Origin of the sequence: Yunchengibacter salinarum, assembly GCF_037658235.1 — a bacterium.
GTDB classification, from domain to species: Bacteria; Pseudomonadota; Alphaproteobacteria; order Sphingomonadales; family Kordiimonadaceae; genus Yunchengibacter; species Yunchengibacter salinarum.
Genome location: NZ_JBBJLN010000005.1, coordinates 166537 through 186401, shown reverse-complemented (window position 1 = coordinate 186401; position 19865 = coordinate 166537). Strand labels below are relative to the sequence as shown.

General features: G+C 64.2%; 17 protein-coding genes. 15 read left to right on the top strand and 2 right to left on the bottom strand.

The features are described 5' to 3' along the window. The first annotated feature begins 210 nt into the window (after positions 1 to 210). Positions 211 to 2100, top strand: a complete 1890-nt coding sequence (locus tag WGH93_RS07305) for a methyl-accepting chemotaxis protein (RefSeq protein WP_374764212.1) — start codon at positions 211 to 213, stop codon at positions 2098 to 2100. 99 nt (positions 2101 to 2199) lie between these two features. Here the strand turns inward: WGH93_RS07305 and WGH93_RS07300 are convergent, their stop codons facing one another. Beyond that, a complete protein-coding gene (locus tag WGH93_RS07300) occupies positions 2200 to 4281 on the bottom strand; it encodes a 3-hydroxyacyl-CoA dehydrogenase NAD-binding domain-containing protein (RefSeq protein WP_374764211.1) in 2082 nt (693 codons plus the stop codon). Between the two features lie 5 nt (positions 4282 to 4286). Then, entirely contained in the window at positions 4287 to 4778 is a 492-nt protein-coding gene (locus WGH93_RS07295) for a PaaI family thioesterase (RefSeq protein ID WP_374764210.1), read from the bottom strand. 234 nt (positions 4779 to 5012) lie between these two features. Here WGH93_RS07295 and WGH93_RS07290 point away from each other — a divergent pair, with 234 nt between their 5' ends. The 14 genes from WGH93_RS07290 to WGH93_RS07225 all read left to right on the top strand — a co-directional run bounded on the left by WGH93_RS07290 (position 5013) and on the right by WGH93_RS07225 (position 19857). Next, positions 5013 to 5804, top strand: coding sequence for an enoyl-CoA hydratase-related protein (locus WGH93_RS07290; RefSeq protein WP_374764209.1), 792 nt, complete (start codon positions 5013 to 5015; stop codon positions 5802 to 5804). Between the two features lie 2 nt (positions 5805 to 5806). Further along, the gene (paaI, locus tag WGH93_RS07285; protein ID WP_374764208.1) at positions 5807 to 6289 is read left to right on the top strand and encodes a hydroxyphenylacetyl-CoA thioesterase PaaI; all 483 of its coding nucleotides are present in this window, start codon (positions 5807 to 5809) and stop codon (positions 6287 to 6289) included. Further along, on the top strand, positions 6286 to 7491 hold the full coding sequence (pcaF, locus tag WGH93_RS07280; protein WP_374764207.1) for a 3-oxoadipyl-CoA thiolase: 1206 nt from the start codon (positions 6286 to 6288) through the stop codon (positions 7489 to 7491). The genes paaI and pcaF overlap by 4 nt, the downstream gene beginning before the upstream one ends. 425 nt (positions 7492 to 7916) lie before the next feature. Next, the gene (gene paaK / locus WGH93_RS07275) at positions 7917 to 9224 is read left to right on the top strand and encodes a phenylacetate--CoA ligase PaaK (protein WP_374764206.1); all 1308 of its coding nucleotides are present in this window, start codon (positions 7917 to 7919) and stop codon (positions 9222 to 9224) included. Positions 9225 to 9370: 146 nt separating this feature from the next. Further along, entirely contained in the window at positions 9371 to 10264 is an 894-nt protein-coding gene (locus WGH93_RS07270; RefSeq protein ID WP_374764205.1) for a glycoside hydrolase family 16 protein, read from the top strand. A 235-nt stretch (positions 10265 to 10499) separates the two neighbouring features. Further along, positions 10500 to 11498: a 1,2-phenylacetyl-CoA epoxidase subunit PaaA gene (paaA, locus tag WGH93_RS07265; protein WP_374764204.1), complete on the top strand. Its 999-nt coding sequence runs from the start codon at positions 10500 to 10502 to the stop codon at positions 11496 to 11498. A gap of 53 nt (positions 11499 to 11551) precedes the next feature. Continuing rightward, positions 11552 to 11836 carry a 1,2-phenylacetyl-CoA epoxidase subunit PaaB gene (paaB, locus tag WGH93_RS07260; RefSeq protein WP_374764203.1) on the top strand — a complete coding sequence of 95 codons (285 nt, stop codon included), beginning with the start codon at positions 11552 to 11554 and terminating at the stop codon, positions 11834 to 11836. Beyond that, positions 11836 to 12621 (top strand): 1,2-phenylacetyl-CoA epoxidase subunit PaaC, encoded by a 786-nt coding sequence (gene paaC / locus WGH93_RS07255; RefSeq protein ID WP_374764202.1) that lies wholly within the window; start codon positions 11836 to 11838, stop codon positions 12619 to 12621. The genes paaB and paaC overlap by 1 nt, the downstream gene beginning before the upstream one ends. Further along, positions 12621 to 13157 carry a 1,2-phenylacetyl-CoA epoxidase subunit PaaD gene (gene paaD, locus WGH93_RS07250; RefSeq protein ID WP_374764201.1) on the top strand — a complete coding sequence of 179 codons (537 nt, stop codon included), beginning with the start codon at positions 12621 to 12623 and terminating at the stop codon, positions 13155 to 13157. Before paaC ends, paaD begins: the two co-directional genes overlap by 1 nt. 37 nt (positions 13158 to 13194) lie before the next feature. Further along, the gene (paaE, locus tag WGH93_RS07245) at positions 13195 to 14268 is read left to right on the top strand and encodes a 1,2-phenylacetyl-CoA epoxidase subunit PaaE (protein WP_374764200.1); all 1074 of its coding nucleotides are present in this window, start codon (positions 13195 to 13197) and stop codon (positions 14266 to 14268) included. Between the two features lie 222 nt (positions 14269 to 14490). Further along, on the top strand, positions 14491 to 16827 hold the full coding sequence (locus WGH93_RS07240) for a TonB-dependent receptor (protein ID WP_374764199.1): 2337 nt from the start codon (positions 14491 to 14493) through the stop codon (positions 16825 to 16827). 134 nt (positions 16828 to 16961) lie between these two features. Next, entirely contained in the window at positions 16962 to 17276 is a 315-nt protein-coding gene (locus WGH93_RS07235; protein ID WP_374764198.1) for a DUF485 domain-containing protein, read from the top strand. Further along, positions 17273 to 18925, top strand: a complete 1653-nt coding sequence (locus WGH93_RS07230; protein WP_374764197.1) for a sodium:solute symporter family transporter — start codon at positions 17273 to 17275, stop codon at positions 18923 to 18925. The genes WGH93_RS07235 and WGH93_RS07230 overlap by 4 nt, the downstream gene beginning before the upstream one ends. Before the next feature lie 20 nt (positions 18926 to 18945). Beyond that, positions 18946 to 19857: a helix-turn-helix transcriptional regulator gene (locus tag WGH93_RS07225; RefSeq protein ID WP_374764196.1), complete on the top strand. Its 912-nt coding sequence runs from the start codon at positions 18946 to 18948 to the stop codon at positions 19855 to 19857. Positions 19858 to 19865 lie beyond the last annotated feature (8 nt).

Sequence of the window (19865 nt, the reverse complement as noted above, 5' to 3'; positions counted from 1 at the left end):
TTTATATTCTGATAAGAAGGTAATTTCACCCTGATGAAAAAGAACCTCAGAAAGATTCAAATTACAGTAATGACTTTTCTATTTTTGTTTCTGCCATACCATTATCATCACAATGCCGTGATCGTCTTCTCGATTGATCCATTGGGGATGGTGCCGCGTATCACGACCAGATCCGCAAAGTGCGCAACATATCTATGAGGATTTTGGACCATGACCACACCTTTGCCCGCCCTTGTGCGGGGTATTCGGGGCCAGGCCGTCCGGGCCAAGGCTGAATGTGACGCGCTGGATCAGGTTCTTGCCACCATCCGCTTTTCGCCTGATGGCACGATTCTGGGCGCCAATGATAATTTTCTGAAACTGATGGGTTACCGGGCCGGGGAACTGGCGGGCAAACATCACCGCCTGATGATGCCCGCGGGCAGGGCGGATTCACCCGACTATCGTGTCTTTTGGCAGGCGCTGGCGGCGGGCGAGGCGAAGAGCGACACGTTTGAACGGATGGACAGCGCCGGGCGGCCGGTCTGGCTGGAAGCCACCTATATGCCGATCCGCGATCGTCAGGGCCGGGTATCGGAGATCATGAAGCTGGCCTTTGACGTGACGGGGCGCGTGCGGGCGCAGATGGCGCAGAAGGCCCAGCTCGATGCGCTGGATCGCTCTCAGGCGGTGATCCAGTTCGCGCCGGACGGCTCGATCCTGACCGCCAATGACAATTTCCTGAGCGCCATGGGCTATGACCTTGACCAGATCACGGGCCAGCATCACCGGCTTTTCATGCCGCCGGGTGAGGCTGACGGCGCGGAGTATGCCCGTTTCTGGTCCGATCTGGCGGGCGGCGTGTTCAAGCAGGGCCTGTTCCGGCGTCGGCATCGGGACAGTCGGGATATTTATTTGCAGGCCAGTTATAACCCGGTTCTGGACCCGGACGGCACCGTCACCAAAGTGATCAAGACCGCGCAAAACGTGACGGAAGCGGTTCTGAAGGGCGCGGAAAACGAGGGCCAGGTGGAGGCGATCAACAGGTCCCAGGCGGTGGTGCATTTCGATCTGGACCGCACCATAATCGATGCCAATGATCATTTTTGCGCCGCCGTGGGCTATGAGCGGGAGGCGCTGATCGGTACGGATCACGCCCGGCTTGTCCCTGACGAAGCCCGCCGATCCGGCGATTATCAGTCATTCTGGGACGATCTGCGGGCAGGGCGGTTCAAGGCCGGCAGTTTCGAGCGTGTTGGCAAGGACGGTTCATCCATTTTCATTCGCGCCACCTATAACCCGATTCTCTACCCGGATGGCCGGGTGTTCAAGGTGGTCAAATTCGCCCATGACGTGACAGAGGATGTGATCCATCGCCGTCAGCAGGCGGAGGCCAGTGCCAGGATGGACGAGCAACTGGAATCGCTTCTGGATACCGTGAAGGGCCTGTCCGGCGAGACCCGCAAGGCGCGTTCCAAGGGCAGCGACACCGCCGACATGATGCAGAGCGTGGCCGCCGCGGCGGAGGAATTGTCCGCATCCATCGAGGAAATCGCCGCCAGTATGGATGCCGCCAAGACCAGGGTGGAGCAAAGCGCGGCATCCTGTGCGGAATCCGCTGAGGCGGGGCGGTCGCTGAGCGCCTCCGCCAAGGCCATGACCGGCATTGTCAGCATGATCGATGACATTGCCGGTCAGATCAATCTTCTGGCGCTGAATGCCACCATCGAGTCCGCGCGGGCGGGCGAGGCGGGCAAGGGCTTTGCCGTGGTCGCGGGCGAGGTGAAAAATCTGGCCAGCCAGGTGGGCCGGGCCACGGAGCAGATTTCCGCGGAAATCCATAAGATGCAGACCGTCTCGGACGATGTGGTCAACCGGCTGGACACCATCCGGGAGTCGGTGGGCAGCGTGGAAAGCGAGATCACCGGTGTGTCCGGCGCGGTGGAGGAACAGACGGCCTCCACCAATGAGATTTCCAGCACGATTCAGCGCGCGTCCACCGCCATGACGGATGTGGGAGACGGGCTTGAGGAGATCGCGGACGCCGCCGAGGGCGCCGAGGCCGAAGCCCGCGAGGGTATGCGTATTTATCGGGAAATGAACCGGCGGGATGTGTCCTGAGCGATTGAATCCCGGACTGGAAAAGAAAATCAGGCCCCGCCGGATGTGGTCCGCCGGGGCCTGATTATATGATGCCCGCTTGCAAGAAGGTGGCGGGTCCTAGCGCACCGTGCCGGGGTCTTTGGCCGCTTTTTCCAGCAGGGGGGAGGGCTGCCACCAGCGCTCGCCGCCGATCACGCTGTCTTGGAAGGTGGTCACCCGGTCCAGTATGGTGTCGAAGCCGCGCTCGGCGGCATCGAACAGCGGGCCGCCGCGCCAGCGCGGGAAGCCATAGCCATTGGCATAGACCACATCGATGTCGCTGGCGCGTTGGGCGATGCCTTCGCTGAGAATATCCAGCCCTTCGTTCACCAGCGCCAGAATGCAGCGATCGACGATCTCGGCGTCGCTGATCCGCCGCCGCTCAATGCCCAGATCGGCGCTGGTCTGCTCGATCAGGCGGGCCACTTCCGGGTCCGGCTCGCCGCGGCGGGCGCCTTCGGGATAATTATACAGGCCCGCGCCGGTTTTCTGGCCCTTGCGGCCCATTTCCACCAGCCGGTCATGCACCCGGAAGGCGCGTGGCTCGATCTCGCTCTCGTCGCGGCTCTGGCGCATGAAATAGCCGATATCCAGCCCGGCCAGATCGGCCACCGCCAGCGGCCCCATGGCCATGCCATAGTCGGTCAGCGCCTTGTCCACCTGCTCCGGCTGGGCGCCTTCCACCAGCAGCAGGCCCGCTTCGCGCTGATAGCCTTCGAACATGCGGTTGCCGATAAAGCCATGACAGACCCCGGCCACAACGCCGATCTTGCCGATGCGCCGGGCCAGCGTGGTGGCGGTCTTGAGCACGTCCGGCGCGGTTTTGTGGCCGCGCACGATTTCCAGCAGCTTCATGATATTGGCCGGGCTGAAGAAATGCAGGCCCAGCACGTCCGCCGGGCGGCTGGTGCCGTCGGCGATGGCGTTCACGTCCAGATAGCTGGTATTGGTGGCGAGCACGGCGCCCTTTTTGCACACCCGGTCCAGTTCGGTGAAAATCTCTTGTTTGACGGCCATTTTCTCGAACGCGGCCTCAATCACCAGATCGGCGTCCTGCAATGCGTCATAGTCCAGCGTGGCGGTGATGCGGCCCATGCGGGCCTCCATTTCCGCCTGTGTGATGCGGCCCTTGGTGGCCTGTTGTTCATACAGCTTGCGGATGCGCCCCAGCCCGGCATCCAGCGCGTCCTGATTCACTTCCTTCAGCAGCACGCTCAGCCCCGAATCGGCCAGCGCCATGGCAATGCCGCCGCCCATGGTGCCCGCGCCGATCACGGCGATCCGGTCCAGCGGGCGGGCTTTGGTTTCCTTCGGGATGTCGTCGATCTTGGCCGATTCGCGTTCGGCGAAGAACAGGTGGCGCTGGGCGCGGGACTGGCTGGAGGCGCGTAGTTTTTCAAACAGCTTGCGTTCGGTGGCCATGCCATCGGCGAAGGGCAGGCTGACCGCCGCTTCCACCGCATCCACGCAGGCTTGCGGCGCCTCGAATCCCCGGCGCTTTTTCGCCAGCGTCTGGCGGGCTTCCTGAAAAAAGGTCTCGCCGGGATTGGTGGCGTTGCGGGTGGACAGCCGCCGGTCGGTCACATCGGTGCCCGCCTTGGCGCGGGCGAAGGCCAGCGCGGCATCCACCACATCGCCGCCCGTGACCTCATCCACCAGCCCCAGTTCGCGGGCCAGTCCCATGTCCACCGGCTTTCCTTCGGTGATCATGCGCAGGGCCGCCTGAGCGCCGATCAGGCGGGGCAGGCGCTGGGTGCCGCCCGCACCCGGCAGCAGGCCCAGATGCACTTCCGGCAGGCCCGCCCTGGCGTGCTGGTCGGCCACGCGCCAGTGGCAGCCGAGCGCCACTTCCAGCCCGCCGCCGAGCGCGGTGCCGTGCAGAGCCGCCACCACCGGTTTTTCGCAGTCTTCAATGGCCTGGCACAGATCGGGCAGATGGGGCGGCTGCGGCGGCTTGCCGAATTCGGATATGTCCGCGCCCGCGATGAAGGTGCGGCCCGCGCAGGCGATCACCACCGCCTTTACCGTTTCGTCCGCGCCCGCTTTTTCGATGGCGTCCATCAGCCCGGCGCGCACGGCGGCGGACAGGGCGTTCACCGGCGGGTTGTTCACCGTTACCAGCAGCACGTCGCCTTGCTTGTCCTGTGTTACCACGCTCATGATCTTCAGTCCCCCTTGTCAGATTGTTCCGGGGCCGCCGATGCCGGGGGCACCACGAGATTCGTGGTGGTCCCGACCGCCAGCACCTTGTCACTATCGTTGCACAACTCCGCGCGGGAAAACACCAGCCGTTTGCCCGTGCGCGTCAGCCGGGCATGGCAGGTGAAATCTCCCGGAAAGGCGGGCCGCCAGAATTCCACGCTCAGATTGCTGGTGCCCACGCTTTGTCCCGTCGGTGTGCGGGCCAGCGCCGCCATGGCCATGGTGAAGTCCAGCATGGTGGCCATCAACCCGCCCTGAATGCTGTTGCCGCCGTGCAGGAAACCATCCCCCAGCGTGAAGCCGATGCTGGCGGTGGCCGCATGGCGATCCGCCCGGATCAGCCGCGCCCCCAGTGTGGCGGCCACGGCGCAGCGGGCCGAATTGAAGCGTTCCAGCCGGTCATCCAGAATATCGGCCAGCGCCGTGCCGGAAAGATGGAACGGGTCTTTGGTCATGATGTCTCCCCCCTTTTTGTGCCGCTGGCCCCGTCTGATGCTGGCCCCGTCTGCCGCCACCCCCGATTGTTCCCGCATATGCGGTCCCGCTTGTTTGCGTGCCGGGCCGGGATATCATGCTTGGCCCCGGAGTGATGAATGCGGGAAATCATTATTGACAGGGAGGGCTTGAGGTCAATAATAGATTGACCGGTCGTTCAATGAATTGGTACCGGTGTGGGGAGGGGAACCGACATGAGCCATGAGACCCTATTGGTGGATGAGGCGGACGGCGTGGTCACGGTCACGCTGAACCGGCCCGACAAGCTGAACGCGGTCACAAGCCGGATGCTGGAAGACCTGGCCGCCGTGCTGGACCGGGTGGAGCGGGAAGACAGCCTGCGCTGCCTGGTGATCACGGGCGCGGGAAAGGGCTTCTGCGCCGGGCAGGACCTGAATGACCGCATGAGCGGCGAGGGCGACAGCCGCCCCGACTTGGGGAAAACGGTGGGGGAAGGCTATAACCCCGTGCTGACCCGGCTGTATCACCTGCCGGTGCCCACCATTGCCGCCGTCAATGGCACCGCCGCGGGGGCGGGGGCCAATATGGCGCTGGCCTGTGATTTGGTCTATGCGGCGGAAAGTGCGAAATTCGTGCAGGTTTATGCCAATCTGGGGCTGGTTCCCGATGCGGGCGGCACCTTCATTCTGCCCCGCCTTGTGGGCATGGCGCGGGCCAAGGAAATGGCCTTTACCGCGCGCCCGGTCAGGGCGGATGAGGCATTGTCCATCGGCATGATCGCGGGTGTGGAGCCGGATGGCGCCCTGATGCAGGAAGTGTCGGCCCTGGCCAGAAAGATGGCGAAAAGCCCCACAATGGGCTTTGCCCTGACCAAGGACGCCTTTCACAAGAGCTTTTCCAACAGCCTTGAGGATCAACTCGCGCTGGAGCGGGATTACATGCAGAAGGCCGGCTTCAGCGATGACTATGCCGAGGGCGTGAAAGCCTTTCTGGAAAAGCGCAAACCCGTGTTCAAGGGGCATTAGGCATGGCGGAAGCGCCTGAAACAAGCGGGCCGGAGGGGGCGGCGCTGGCACGGGCCTGTGCCCGGTATCTCGCCAGCCGCAAGACCTTTGATGAACGGCTGGAAGCGCGGCTGGACGCTGTGGGGCCGGGCACGTCCCGCATGAGCATGACGCTCAGCGATACCCACACCAATTTCTATGGCACGGCCCATGGCGGCGCGCTGTTCGCGCTGGCGGATTCCGCCTTTGCCTATGCCTGTAACAGTTTCGGCAAGGTGACCGTGGCGGCGGGGGCCAGCATCGATTTTCTGCGCCCCGGCCATGTGGGCGACCGGCTGACGGCGGAAGCCGCGCTGGTGCACCGCGTGGGGCGCACCGGGCTGTATGACATCACCATCACCAATCAGGCGGGCGATCTGGTGGCCCGCTTCAATGGCAAGGCCCATGAAACGCGGGAGGATCTGCCGCTGGACCATGGGCCTGCAAGTGAGGGAGCTTCTTCATGACGCACGCATTCATCTGTGATGGCATCCGCACCCCGGTGGGCCGCTATGCGGGCGCGCTCAGGACCGTGCGGGCGGATGATCTGGCCGCCCTGCCGCTTGGCGAATTGAAGGCCCGCAACACGGGCGTGGACTGGGACAGCGTGGACGATGTGATCCTGGGCTGTGCCAATCAGGCGGGGGAAGACAACCGCAATATCGCCCGCATGGCCGGCCTGCTGGCCGGGCTGGGGGAACATGTGCCGGGCACCACCATCAACCGGCTGTGCGGGTCGGGCATGGATGCCATCGCCATGGCGGCGCGCGCCATTGCCTTTGGCGACGGGGGCCTGATGGTGGCGGGCGGCTCGGAAAGCATGTCCCGCGCGCCCTTTGTCATGCCCAAGGCGGAAGCGGCCTTTTCCCGTGCCAGTGCGGTGTATGACACCACCATTGGCTGGCGCTTCGTCAATCCGCTGATGGAACAGCAGTATGGCATCCATTCCATGCCGGAAACGGCGGAGAATGTGGCCGAGGATTATGCCGTCAGTCGGGAGGATCAGGACGCCTTCGCCGTGCGCAGCCAGCAGCGCGCCGCCGCCGCCATCGAGCGGGGCTTCTTCAGGGACGAGATCATGCCGGTAACGGTAAAGGTCAGCCGCAAGGAAACCGCCACGGTGGATGCGGACGAGCACCCCCGCCCCGGCACCAGCCTGGACAAGCTGGCGAGCCTGCCCACGCCGTTCCGGGAAAATGGCTGTGTGACGGCGGGCAATGCCTCCGGCGTCAATGATGGCGCGGCGGCGGTGATCGTGGCCAGCGAAGAGGCGGCAAAGAAAAACGGCCTGACCCCGAAAGCCCGCGTGGTGGGCTGCGCCGTGGCCGGGGTGCCGCCACGCATCATGGGCATGGGCCCGGCGCCCGCTACGCGCAAGCTGCTGGAACGCACGGGCATCGGGCTGGATCAGATCGGCGTGGTGGAACTGAACGAAGCGTTCGCGGCGCAGGCGCTGGCGGTGTTGCGTGATCTGGGCCTGCCCGATGACGCCCCCCATGTGAACGCCAATGGCGGCGCCATCGCCATCGGCCACCCGCTGGGCATGAGCGGCGCGCGGCTGGCCCTGACAGCGACCCGCAGCCTGCACGAGACGGGGGAGCGTTACGCGCTCGCCACCATGTGCATCGGTGTGGGCCAGGGCATCGCCATGCTGCTGGAGCGCGTGTGAGCGCCCCGCTTGAGCGCGCGGCGGGAAGCCGCCGTCTTGTTGAAGAAAGAGGTGCGGGCTCAGGGCCCGGGCTCGCGGTATCACCAGGGCGCGACTGCGCCCCGCGCACGTTTGCGCGAGGCTGCGCGCCGCTTGAGCGCACAGCAAAAACGGCGCGCACAGCGGAAAGCCGCCGAAAGAGGCCAACCGGTATCAGCCGGGCGGCGGAGTTGAACCAGGGCGCGACCGCGCCCCGCCGACGTTTCGGCGAGGCTGCGCGCCGCTTGAGCGCACGGCAAAAACGGCGCGCACGGCGAAGATCCGCCGGAAGAGGCCAACCGGTATCAGCCGGGCGGCGGAGTTGAACCAGGGCGCGACCGCGCCCCGCCGACGTTTCGGCGAGGCTGCGCGCCGCTTGAGCGCACAGCAAAAACGGAGGACCCCCGATGAGTAACGCCACAACAGATCGTAACGGGCTGGAGCCCATCGAGACCGCCAGCCGGGACGAATTGACGGCGTTGCAGCTTCGGCGGCTGAAATGGAGCCTGAAGCACGCCTATGACAATGTGCCCTTGTACCGGCAGCGGTTCGATGCGGCGGGGGTGCACCCGGACGACGTGACCGATCTGAAAGACCTGGCCAGGTTTCCTTTTCTTGAGAAAAAGGACCTTCGGGACAACTATCCCTATGGCCTGATCGCCACACCGATGGAGGACGTGGTGCGGGTTCATGCCTCAAGCGGGACCACGGGCAAGCCCACCGTGGTGGCCTATACGCAGAACGATATCGATGTCTGGGCCAATGTGGTGGCCCGGTCTATCCGCGCGGCGGGCGGCAGCAATCGGGATGTGGTGCATGTGGCCTATGGCTATGGCCTGTTCACTGGCGGGCTGGGCGCCCATTACGGCGCCGAGCGGCTGGGCGCCACGGTGGTGCCCATGTCCGGCGGGGCGACGGAAAAGCAGGTGCAGCTCATTCAGGATTTCGGCGCCACCATGATCATGGTCACGCCCAGCTATATGCTGGCGCTGGCGGACGGGTTCGAGAAATACGGCGTGGACCCGAAAAGCACCAGGCTGCGCGTGGGCATTCACGGCGCCGAGCCCTGGACCGAGGAAATGCGCCGGGAGATCGAAGACCGTTTCGCCATCGATGCGGTGGACATTTACGGCCTGTCGGAGGTGATGGGGCCGGGTGTGGGCCAGGAATGCCTGGAAACCAAGGATGGCCCCACCTTGTGGGAGGATCATTTCTATCCCGAAATCATCAACCCGCAGACCGGGGAACCGGTGGCGGAGGGCGAGGAGGGGGAGCTTGTCTTCACCTCACTGACCAAGGAAGCCTTTCCGGTGATTCGCTATCGCACCCGCGATTTGACCCGGCTGCTGCCCGGTACGGCGCGCACCATGCGGCGCATGGACCGGATCAAGGGCCGCAGCGACGACATGATGATCATTCGCGGGGTCAATGTGTTCCCCACACAGGTGGAGGATCTGATCTGCCGCGATGCCCGGCTGACGCCGCATTATTACTGCGAAATCACCCGCGACGGCCATATGGACCGACTGACCATCGTGGCCGAGGCCACCCCGGAGCACGCGGCGGACGAGGCGCGCGCCGCCGCCGCAAAGGAACTGGCAGGCCATGTGAAGGGCATGATCGGCATTTCCGCCACCATTGACGTGCGCACCCCCGGCGGCGTGCCCCGATCAGAGGGCAAGGCCCGGCGGGTGATCGATCATCGCAAGGGCTGATCCGGCCTGATCATGCCTTTATGGCTGTGGGGCGTACGATTTTCCCGCGTGCTGGCGCCGTGGTGCTTTTTTGGCTATAATGAAAGCGCTTACAATAGCATGTGGCAACCGAACAGGACGGTGGCCGCCGGAAAGGGCAGGGGATCATGAAGCATGATGGCGGTGTTTGGGGCATGGCCGGAATTTCCCGGTTGTGGCGGGGCCTGGCGGCGCGGTGGTGCGCGCTGGGCCTGATGCTGGTCGCCGTCGGGGCGTTGAGCGTGCTGGCCGGGCCACAGCCTGCCAGCGAGGCGCCGGAGCGGCGCCATGCTGAAAAGCTGCGCCTGATCCTGTGGGACGACTTCACCGGCGAACGGCTGGACCCCGCCGTGTGGCGGGCGGAGACGGGGGATGGCTGCCCGGACCTGTGCGGCTTTGGCAATGATGAAGCGCAGACCTATGCCGACACCGCTGACACCCTGCGCCTTGATGGCGGGCATCTGGTGCTGGAAGCCCATGACGGCCCGGTGATTCGATCCGCCAAGGTGACGACGGCGGGCCGCCTTTCGGTGCGCTATGGCCGCATCGCCGTGCGGGCGAAGCTGCCCACGGGGCGGGGCACATGGCCCGCCATATGGATGCTGCCGGAAAAGAACACCTATGGCCCCTGGCCGCGTTCCGGCGAAATCGACATCATGGAGCATGTGGGGTTCGATCCGGGCCGCGTGCACGGCACCATCCACACGGCGGCCTATAATCACAAGCGCGGTACTGAAAAGGGCGCCAGTGTTCTGGTGCCCGATGCGGCACGGGCATTCCATACCTACAGCGTGGACTGGACCCCGCAAGCGATCGTCTGGAAGGTGGACGGCACCCCCTATCACCGCTTTGAAAAACAGCCGGGGGATGGACCCGATCAGTGGCCTTTCGACCGGCGCTTTCACCTGATTCTCAATCTGGCCATTGGCGGGCAATGGGGTGGCCGGGAAGGGGTGGACCGCACGGCGCTTCCCGCCCGCATGGTGATCGACTGGGTGAAGGTCTGGCAGCGGACGGACTGATTCGCCCCTGAACCGCGCCATGACCTGCGCCATGGGGCGCGCGCTTCACCCGCCCGCAAGCCCGTTTGCAGCCGTGGCGGCCTTTTTTGTCGCAGGCCGCCAAAATGCTCTCAAATTAGTTGACCGACCGGACGGTTAATTATACAGTCTCCCCATATTGTCTGATCGGCCCCTGATGCTGGGGCGCGTGCGGCGGGTGCCGCCACAGGATCATATCGGGCAGGAGGGAGAGACCATGTACACCACCGACCTTAGGAATGCCGACGAGAAAGCCCGCGACAAGCGGGAGGACATTGCCGAGGCATCCGACGCGGATGCCGCCTTTCAGGCCCGCATCGACGCCGACGAGATGATCGAGCCGAAGGATCATATGCCGGAAGCCTATCGCAAGACGCTGACGCGCCAGATCGCCCAGCACGCCCATAGCGAGATCGTGGGGATGCACCCGGAAGGCAACTGGGTCACCCGCGCGCCGGACCTGCGCCGCAAGTTGATTCTGATTGCCAAGATTCAGGACGAGGCGGGCCACGGCCTGTACCTGTACAGCGCGGGCGAGACGCTGGGCAAAAGCCGTGAGGCCATGGTGGACGAACTGCTGGAAGGCAAGGCGAAATATTCCACCATCTTCAACTATCCCTCGCTCACCTGGGCGGACATCGGCGCCATTGGCTGGCTGGTGGACGGCGCGGCCATCACCAACCAGATTCCGCTGTGCCGCTGTTCTTACGGCCCCTATGCCCGCGCCATGCAGCGCGTGTGTAAGGAAGAGAGCTTCCACCAGCGCCAGGGCTACGAGATCATGCTTTCCCTTGTGCGCGGCACGGAGGAGCAAAAGGCCATGGCGCAGGACGCGCTGAACCGCTGGTGGTGGCCGTCCCTGATGATGTTCGGCCCGCCGGACGCGGAAAGCACCCACAGCGACCAGAGCATGAAGTGGAAGATCAAGCGCTTCTCCAATGATGAGCTGCGCCAGCGCTTCATCGACGCCACCGTGCCGCAGGCCGAATTCCTGGGCCTGACCGTGCCGGACCCGGACCTGAAATGGAACGAGGAGCGCCAGTCCTATGATGTGGGCCCCATTGACTGGGACGAGTTCTGGGCCGTGGTGAAGGGTGACGGCATCTGCAATGTGGACCGCATCGAGGCCCGCCGCGAGGCCCATGACGATGGCGCCTGGGTGCGGGAAGCCGCCGCGGCCTATGCCGACAGGCAGAAAGCGGAAAAGGCCGCCTGAAGCGGCCCGTGCCAAAACTGGCGGCCCGCGCCAATACAGAAGGGGTGAGAGCAATGAATCAGGACTGGGAACTTTTCGAGATTTTCGTGCGCTCCAAGCGGGGCATGTCCCACAAGCATGTGGGCAGCGTTCACGCGGCGGATGCCCATATGGCGATCGAGAATGCGCGGGATCTTTATACCCGCCGCAGCGAGGGCGAGAGCATCTGGGCGGTGCCGTCGCGGGCCATCGTGGCCTCCGATCCGGCGGAGGGCGATGCCCTGTTCGAGCCCGCCGCGGACAAGGTTTATCGCCATCCCACCTTTTACGACATCCCTGAAGAAGTGGGGAAAATGTGATGACCCATATCAAGACCGACATTTACCGCGACACCATGCCCGCCGAGGCGCTTTATGTGCTGGGCCTGGGCGATGACAGCCTTGTGCTGGGCCAGCGCTGGTCCGAATGGCTGTCCAAGGCGCCGGCGCTGGAACTGGATATCGCATCCAGCAATCTGTCGCTGGACCTGATCGGGCAGGCGCAGCTTCTGCTGGGGCTGGCCGGGGAGCGCGAAGGCGCGGGCCGGGATGCCGACATGCTGGCCTATAAGCGCGATGCCATGCAGTTCCGCAACCATCTGCTGGTGGAACAGCCCAATATCGACTGGGGCGTGACCATCGCCCGCCAGGTGCTGTTTTCCTGCTATCAGTATCTGCTGTTCGAGCGCCTGGCCGAAAGCCCGGATGAACGGCTTGCCGAGATCGCCGCCAAAAGCCTGAAGGAGATCGCCTATCACCGGCGCTTTTCCGCCGACTGGCTGGTGCGGCTCGGTCAGGGCACGGAAGAAAGCGCCCGCCGCGTGCAGAAGGGGCTGGACCGTCTGTGGCGCTTTTCCGGGGAGCTGTTCGAGACCACCAGTATTGAAGAGGACCTGGCCCCGAAAGGCAAGGCCGTGCGTGCCGAAGACCTGAAATCCGATTGGGATGCGGACATTGATGCCATTCTCAGCCGCGCCGGTCTCCGCCGCCCGGAATCCAAACAGATGATCACGGGCCGCATGGCGGGCCACCATACCGAGCATCTGGGCCATATGCTGGCGGAGATGCAGTTTCTGCAACGCGCCTATCCGGGAGCCAAATGGTAATGAGCGCCGTCGCCGATCTTGCCCGCGAAGTGCAGGCCACGCCGCCCGAAACGGCGGCGGAGGAAAACGTCTGGGAAATCCTGGACGATGTTCTGGACCCGGAAGTGCCCGCCGTCAGCGTGGTGGATCTAGGCGTGGTGCGTGCCGTACGTGTGGAGGGCAAGGCCGTGACCATCGACCTGACCCCCACCTATACTGGCTGCCCGGCAACCATATTGATCGGGGAACTGGTCAAGGCAGCGGTGGAAAGCGGCGGTTATGGCCCGGTCACGGTGAACACCGTGCTGTCCCCCGCCTGGACCACGGACTGGATCACGGCGCGCGGGCGCCAGCGGCTGAAGGATTATGGCATCGCTCCGCCGGTGGGGCAGTCGGGCGGTCGGGCCGCGCTGTTCGGCGGCGATGTGCATGTGACCTGCCCGCATTGCGGCAGCCAGGCCACCGAACGGGTAAGCGAGTTCGGCTCCACCGCCTGCAAGGCGATGTATCGCTGCACCGATTGCCGTGAGCCGTTCGAATATTTCAAGTGCATTTGATCGCGCCCGCTCGGGGCGGGCCAAGGGGAGGGGTTCCATGCGCCATTTTCATCCGATCGAGATCAAGGACGTTACGCGCGAAACACCGGATGCGGTGAGCATCGGGTTCAACATACCCGACGCGCTGAAAGACAGCTTCAAATATGAACCGGGCCAGCATCTGACCCTGAAGGCCACGGTAAATGGCGAGGAACTGCGCCGCACCTATTCCATCTATCGCAGCGTGGATGACGACGAGCCGCGCGTGGCCGTGCGCCGCGTGCAGGATGGCCGCTTTTCCAACTTCGCCAATGATGTTCTGAAGGCGGGCGACGTGATCGACGTGATGCCGCCCAGCGGCCATTTCAATGTACCGCTGGGCGCCCACGGGCCGCGCCTGTTCGCCGCCTTTGCCGCGGGCAGCGGGATCACGCCCGTGCTGTCCATCATCAAGACCACCCTGGAGCGGGAGCCGGATGCCCATGTGATGCTGTTCTATGGCAACCGTAGCAGCACATCCACCCTGTTCCGGCGCGAGATCGCGGACCTGAAAAACCGATTCATGTCCCGCTTCAGCTATTTCTTCTTCATGACCGGGGAAAAGCTGGAAATGGACTTCTTCAATGGTCGCATTGACGGCGACAAGGTGGCGCAGATGGACCACAAGCTGATGGACTTGTCGGCCATTGATCATGCGTTCGTCTGCGGCCCCGGCGCCATGATCGACAGCGTGTGCGAGGCCCTGACCCAGGCCGGGCTGGACAGGAAGCAGGTTCATTATGAGCGCTTCAACACCACCGACCAGCAGGCCCGCCCGCCCAAGCGGGTGAAAACCGACGGCGTGGCAAGCGATACCGCCCGTCTGGCCATCATTATCGACGGCGAGGAAAAGCTGGTGGAAAGCGCCAGCCGCGACGTGACCGTGCTGGACACGGCGACGGAGGCGGGGCTGGACGTACCGTTTTCCTGCAAGGGCGGGGTGTGCTGCACCTGCCGCGCCAAAGTCATGAGCGGCGATGTGGAAATGGTGCGCAATCAAGGGCTTGAGGAGGAAGAAGTGGAGGCGGGCTATGTGCTCACCTGCCAGAGCTTCCCCACCAGCGATTCGGTGACGGTCAGCTTCGATGCCTGACCCCGCCGCCGGGCCGCGCGCCCGGTGTCAATGCTGTCATCCGCCGTCGCCCCACCTGTCCCCTGCCTGTCCTATGTTGGGGGGACAGCGGCGGCGCCATCCGGGCGGCACAGTGCAGAGTTGCGAGTGATCGGCATTTTTTTGCCAGGTTATTGAACGACCGTCCGGTCAATGAATGTCTCGGGAGGGACAGCCGGGCACACAACCTTGGGAGGGGACATCATGAATAAAGCAGCCTATCTGGCTGGCGTAAGTGGGCTGGCCGTTATCATGGCCGCACCCGTCGGCGTCGCCGCACAGGAAACCGCAACACAGGAATCCGGTGCGGGGAAAGACCTTTACAGCCTTGAGGAAATCACCGTTACCGCGCAAAAGCGGGAGGAGAGCCTTCAGGATATCGCCGTCTCGGTCAGTGCCTTTTCCGGCGACACGCTGCGCAAGGACGGCATCGACAATCTTCAGGACATCGGCAACCGCACGCCGGGCATGGTATTCGCCGCCTTCGCCCCCGGCCAGCCGGAAATCGCCATTCGCGGCATCGGCACCAAGGAGGACGGCGCATCCGCCAGCGACAGCACCGTGGTCTCGGTGGACGGCGTGTACATTGCCGCGCGCACGGCGCAGGTGTTCGACATTTTCGATCTGGAACGGGTGGAAGTGCTGCGCGGGCCGCAGGGCACGCTGTACGGCAAGAATGCCATTGCCGGCACGGTGAATTTTGTCACCCACAAGCCCACGGCGGAAACCGAGATGCGGTTCCGGCAGACCGTGGGCAATTACGACAAGTTCGACACCGGCGGTCTGATCTCCGGCGCGGTGACGGACAATCTGTTCGCCAAGGTGTCCTTTTCCCGGCGCAAGCATGACGGCTTCCTGACCAATGTGCTGCCGGGCGAGAATTTCGGCGAGCAATGGGGCGAAAAGAACACCTTTTCATGGCGCAATCAGTGGCGCTGGGTGCCCAGCCCGGACCTTGAGGTGATCCTGTCCCTGGACGGGGCCGATGACAGCATGGGCGCCACCAACCGGGAGGCGGTGGGCGCCGTGGGCCCGCTGCATGATTGCGGCTGTGCGTCCGACCCGCTGGCGGTCAATGAAGCGCTGGGCGGGGACGGTGATCCCTTTACCACGCTGGCCGACGAGGAAGGCTTCACCGAGCGGGATATCTGGGGCGGCTATCTGAAGGTGAACTATGACTTTTCCGGCATGACGCTCACCTCCATCACGGCGGTCAGGGAGAGCGATTACGACTATCTGGAAGACAGCACCGGGCTGCCCGCCTTTGACAGCCAGGTCGACCTGACCCAGCCCAGCGCCGGGCCGCTTCTGACCGGCGCGGCGGATCGCGGCTTCACCTTCGATATTTCCGATGCGGTTCAGGAAGACGCCGAGCAGTTCACCCAGGAAGTCCGGCTGGCATCCAATTCCGCCGGGCCGCTGGAATGGCTGGCGGGCGTGTTCTATTCGGAGGAAGAGATCGAGCGCACGGAAGAGTTCATCTTCCCCCGTCTCGGCGGGCCGGACGGCAATGACATCAACACCTCCAACCAGTTCAATGACGGTACCAGCTTCTCCGTTTTCGGGCAGGCCACCTATGATCTGACCGCGGACCTGTCGTTGACCGGGGGCCTGCGCTATTCCTATGACAAGAAGGAAGGCTGGGCCGAAGGTCTGGTGCCGCAGGGACTCGGCCTGCTGATCAAGCCGTTCGAGCGGGTCGATTTCTCCGAAAGCTGGGAGAATGTGGACTGGCGCCTGGCAGTGGATTACCGGCTCAATGACGAAGTGCTGCTGTTCGCCAATGCGTCCACCGGCTTCAAGTCGGGCGGCTTTGTGGGGTCCGCCTCCACCGCCGAGCGGGCGTCCACCGCCTTTGACGAGGAAAACGCCACCAACTATGAGGCGGGCTTCAAGTCGGACCTGTTCAATCGTCGGCTGCGGCTGAATGTGACGGCCTTCTTCACCGATTATAACGATCTTCAGGTAACGCGCTTCTTCCAGCCCATCACCAGCGGGTTCGGCGAGTTCATCACCGAAAATGCGGGCGAGGCCGAAAGCAAGGGCGTGGAAGTGGAATTCACCGGCCTGATCACGCGCGAACTGGAAGTGGGCGGCTCCTATGCCTATCTGGATGCCACCTTCACCAACTTCCAGGGCACGCCGTCCGTCACGGCGGACGGGACCATCACCGACAGCGGCGATTTCGACGGCAACCGCCTGCGGCAGGCGCCTGAGCACATGGTGCATCTGTTCGGCCAGTACACCCACACGCTTGCCGATGACAGCAGCATCTATGCCCGGCTGAACTATCGCTATCAGAGCCGGTCGTTCTTCGACCCGAACAACAACCCGATCACCGACATTCCGGGTTATGAAATCTGGGATGGCCGTGTGGCGTGGCAGTCCCCGGATCAGGTCTGGGAAGTGGCCGCCTGGATGAAGAATATCGGCGATGAAGAGTATCGCACGCATATTTTCTCCCAGCGGGGCAGCCGGATCGCCTTTGCACTGTTCGGTGATCCGCGCACCTATGGCCTGTCGGTGACCTGGAATTACTGACCGACCCGTTCGCCGCCCCCTCGTGGGGCGGCGGCCGGTACAGGCGTCGGCCCCGATGGCGGGGCCGGCGCTTTTGTGACACAGTTGTACCGGGCGGCGGCCCCCGTTCAGACCGCCGCGCGAGGGGAGGGACCATGACGGATCAAGCTGCCATCAATGCCATTATTCGCCGCCGCCTGCGGGTGGCCGTTCGGGCCACACTGGGCCTGCTGGGCCTGCTGGCCCTGTATGTCTATGCGCTGGCCGGTCAGCCGGGCTGGGCCATGTCGCCGCTTATGCTGGGCCTGAACGGCACGGTCTGGCTGTCCATCCTGATCGTGCTGGCGGGGGCCGGAACGGCGGGTTTTTACAGTTGGTGGTCCATCAACCGGCTGGACCCGGAAATCCGCCGCCTGAAGGATCGCGCCAACGCGGCGGATCGCGCAGCAAACGGGGAGGCGGGGCAATGATGCAGCGTCTGGGTCTGATTCTCGCCGCTTTTCTCGCCAGTCCCGCCGCGATGGCCGTGGGTGCGGTTACCGCCGGGGGGCGGAGCGACACCAACTGGACCGCAATCACCATCTTCATCGCTTTTGTGGCCTCAACGCTCGGCATCACCTGGTGGGCGGCCCGGCAGGTGAAGTCGCGGCAGGATTTCCTGGTGGCCTCAGGCGGCATCACGCCCTTGCAGAACGGCATGGCCATCGCCGGGGATTTCATGTCCGCCGCCACCTTTCTGGGCATTACCGGGGCGCTGTATTTTCGTGGCGTGGATGCCTTCGTGCTGGCCATCGGCATCATGGTGGGCTGGCCCATCATGTTGATGCTGATTGCCGAACGGTTCCGCAATCTGGGCCGCTTCACCTTTATTGATGTGGTGTCCTTCCGGCTGGACAAGAAGCCGCTCCGGCTGATGGCGTCACTGGTGTCGCTGTCCATCGTGCTTTTTTACCTGATCGCGCAGATGGTGGGTGCGGGCACGCTGGTGCAATTGCTGTTCGGGCTGGATTATGGCGTGGCCGTGGTGCTGGTGGGCGTGCTCATGGTGATCTATGTGGCCTTTGGCGGCATGGTGGCCACCACCTGGGTGCAGCTTATCAAGGCGGCGCTGCTGCTGCTTGGCGGTACCTGGCTGGCGGCCTTGTTGCTGGCCACCAGCGATTTTTCCGTCGCCGCGCTTTTCGCCCGCAGCCGGGAAACGCCCGGCGCGCCGGATGCCTTTCTGGTGCCGGGGGGCTGGTTCGGCGGTGATCCGGTGGCGGTGATCACCACGGCGCTGACCATGGCGTTCGGCGTGATGGGCCTGCCCCATGTGCTGATGCGCTTCTTTACGGTGAAGGATGCCGCCGCCGCGCGGCAATCGGTTTTCTATGCCACCAGCATCATGGGGTATTTCTATATCCTCATCCTGATCATCGGGCTGGGCTCGCTGAGCGTCTTGGCGGGCCATGCGGATTATGCGGATGCGGGCGGTGTTCTGATCGGCGGCGCCAATATGGTGGCGATCCACCTGTCCCACGCTTTGGGCGGTGATCTGATGCTGGGCTTCATGGCGGCGGTCAGCTTTGCCACCATTCTTGCCGTGGTGGCGGGGCTTACGCTGTCCGGCGCGGCCACCGTGGCGCAGGACCTGTATGCCAGCCTCAGCGATCATGCCAGCGAGGAACGCACCATGGGCGTCAGCCGCATCGCCACGCTGGTGATCGGCGTAGTGGCGGTGATTCTGGGCTTCGTGTTCGAGGGGCAGAATGTGGCCGTGACCGCCGCTTTCGCGCTGGCCGTGGCGGCCAGTGTCAATTTTCCCATCATCATCATGGCCATGTACTGGAAGGGTCTGACCACGCGCGGCGCCGTTGCGGGCGGCCTGATCGGGCTGGTGGTGGCGGTGGTGCTGATCCTGCTCTCTCCCGGTGTGATGGTGGATGTGCTGGGCAAGCCGGCGGCGATCTTCCCCTATACCTATCCCACCATCATCGCCATGCCGCTTACGTTTCTGGTGATTCTTGTGGTATCCTGGCTGGACCGCAGTGACCGTGCCGGGACCGACCGCGCCCTGTTCGAGGCACAGCGCCAGCGCTCGGAACTGGGTACCGGCATCGAATCCGCCAGCGATCACTGAACGCCAACCGGATCGGGGGCATGATGCACCGGGCCAGAACCAGCACTGCCAAAACCGGCAAGGGCGCCACGGACGGGGCGGACAAGCCCGCCAGCGGCTCGCTCAGCGGGCTTTACAATCAGTTCCCCGTGCTGGGCGAACATGCCCGCGCCGCGGCGGAGGCGGTACGCGCGCTCGGCACCCCCGCGTTCGAGGACAGGCTGATGGCTTTTCTGTCCGCCGTGGTGCCGGTGGATCACTGCGCCGTCTTCACCTATTCCCCAAAGGGGGAGGCGGGCCACCTTTTCACCCACAGCACCATGCCCGATGCAAGGGCGGAGGCGCTGGCGCGGGACTATGTGGAACGCTTCCACGATCAGGACCCCAATTTCGAGGCCCTGCGCGAGATGGGCGGGCAGGACTATGCCGCCCTGATCCACCGCCGCCCGGACGATATGGACCCGGCCTATCGCAACCACTTCTTCGACCGCACCGGCCTGATCGACAAGACCGCCAGCGTGGGGCGAATCGAAGATGGGCAGGTCTATTGCAACTTTTATCGCATGTCCGGTTCAGCGCCGTATTCCAGTGAGGACATGCACGCCCTGGAACAGGTGATGCCGCTGGCCACGGCGCTGGTGGCGGCGCATTACACGCTGGCCCGCGCGCGCGGCGACGTGCATCTGGACAATGGCAGCGAAAACCTGCACCGGCAGTCCATCGTGCACAATGTGATCAGCCGGGACGCCCCGCCCTTTGACCGGCTCACCGACCGGGAACGGCAGGTGTGCGAGCGTATCCTGCTGGGCTATACCACCACCGGTATCGGGCTGGACCTGGCCATTGCGCCCACCAGCGTGGCCACCTATCGCAAGCGCGCCTATCACAAGCTGGGCATCGCCAGCCAGAACGAGCTGTTTTCCCTGTGCCTGAAGGCGGCCAGCGCCGGTTGAGGGGCCTT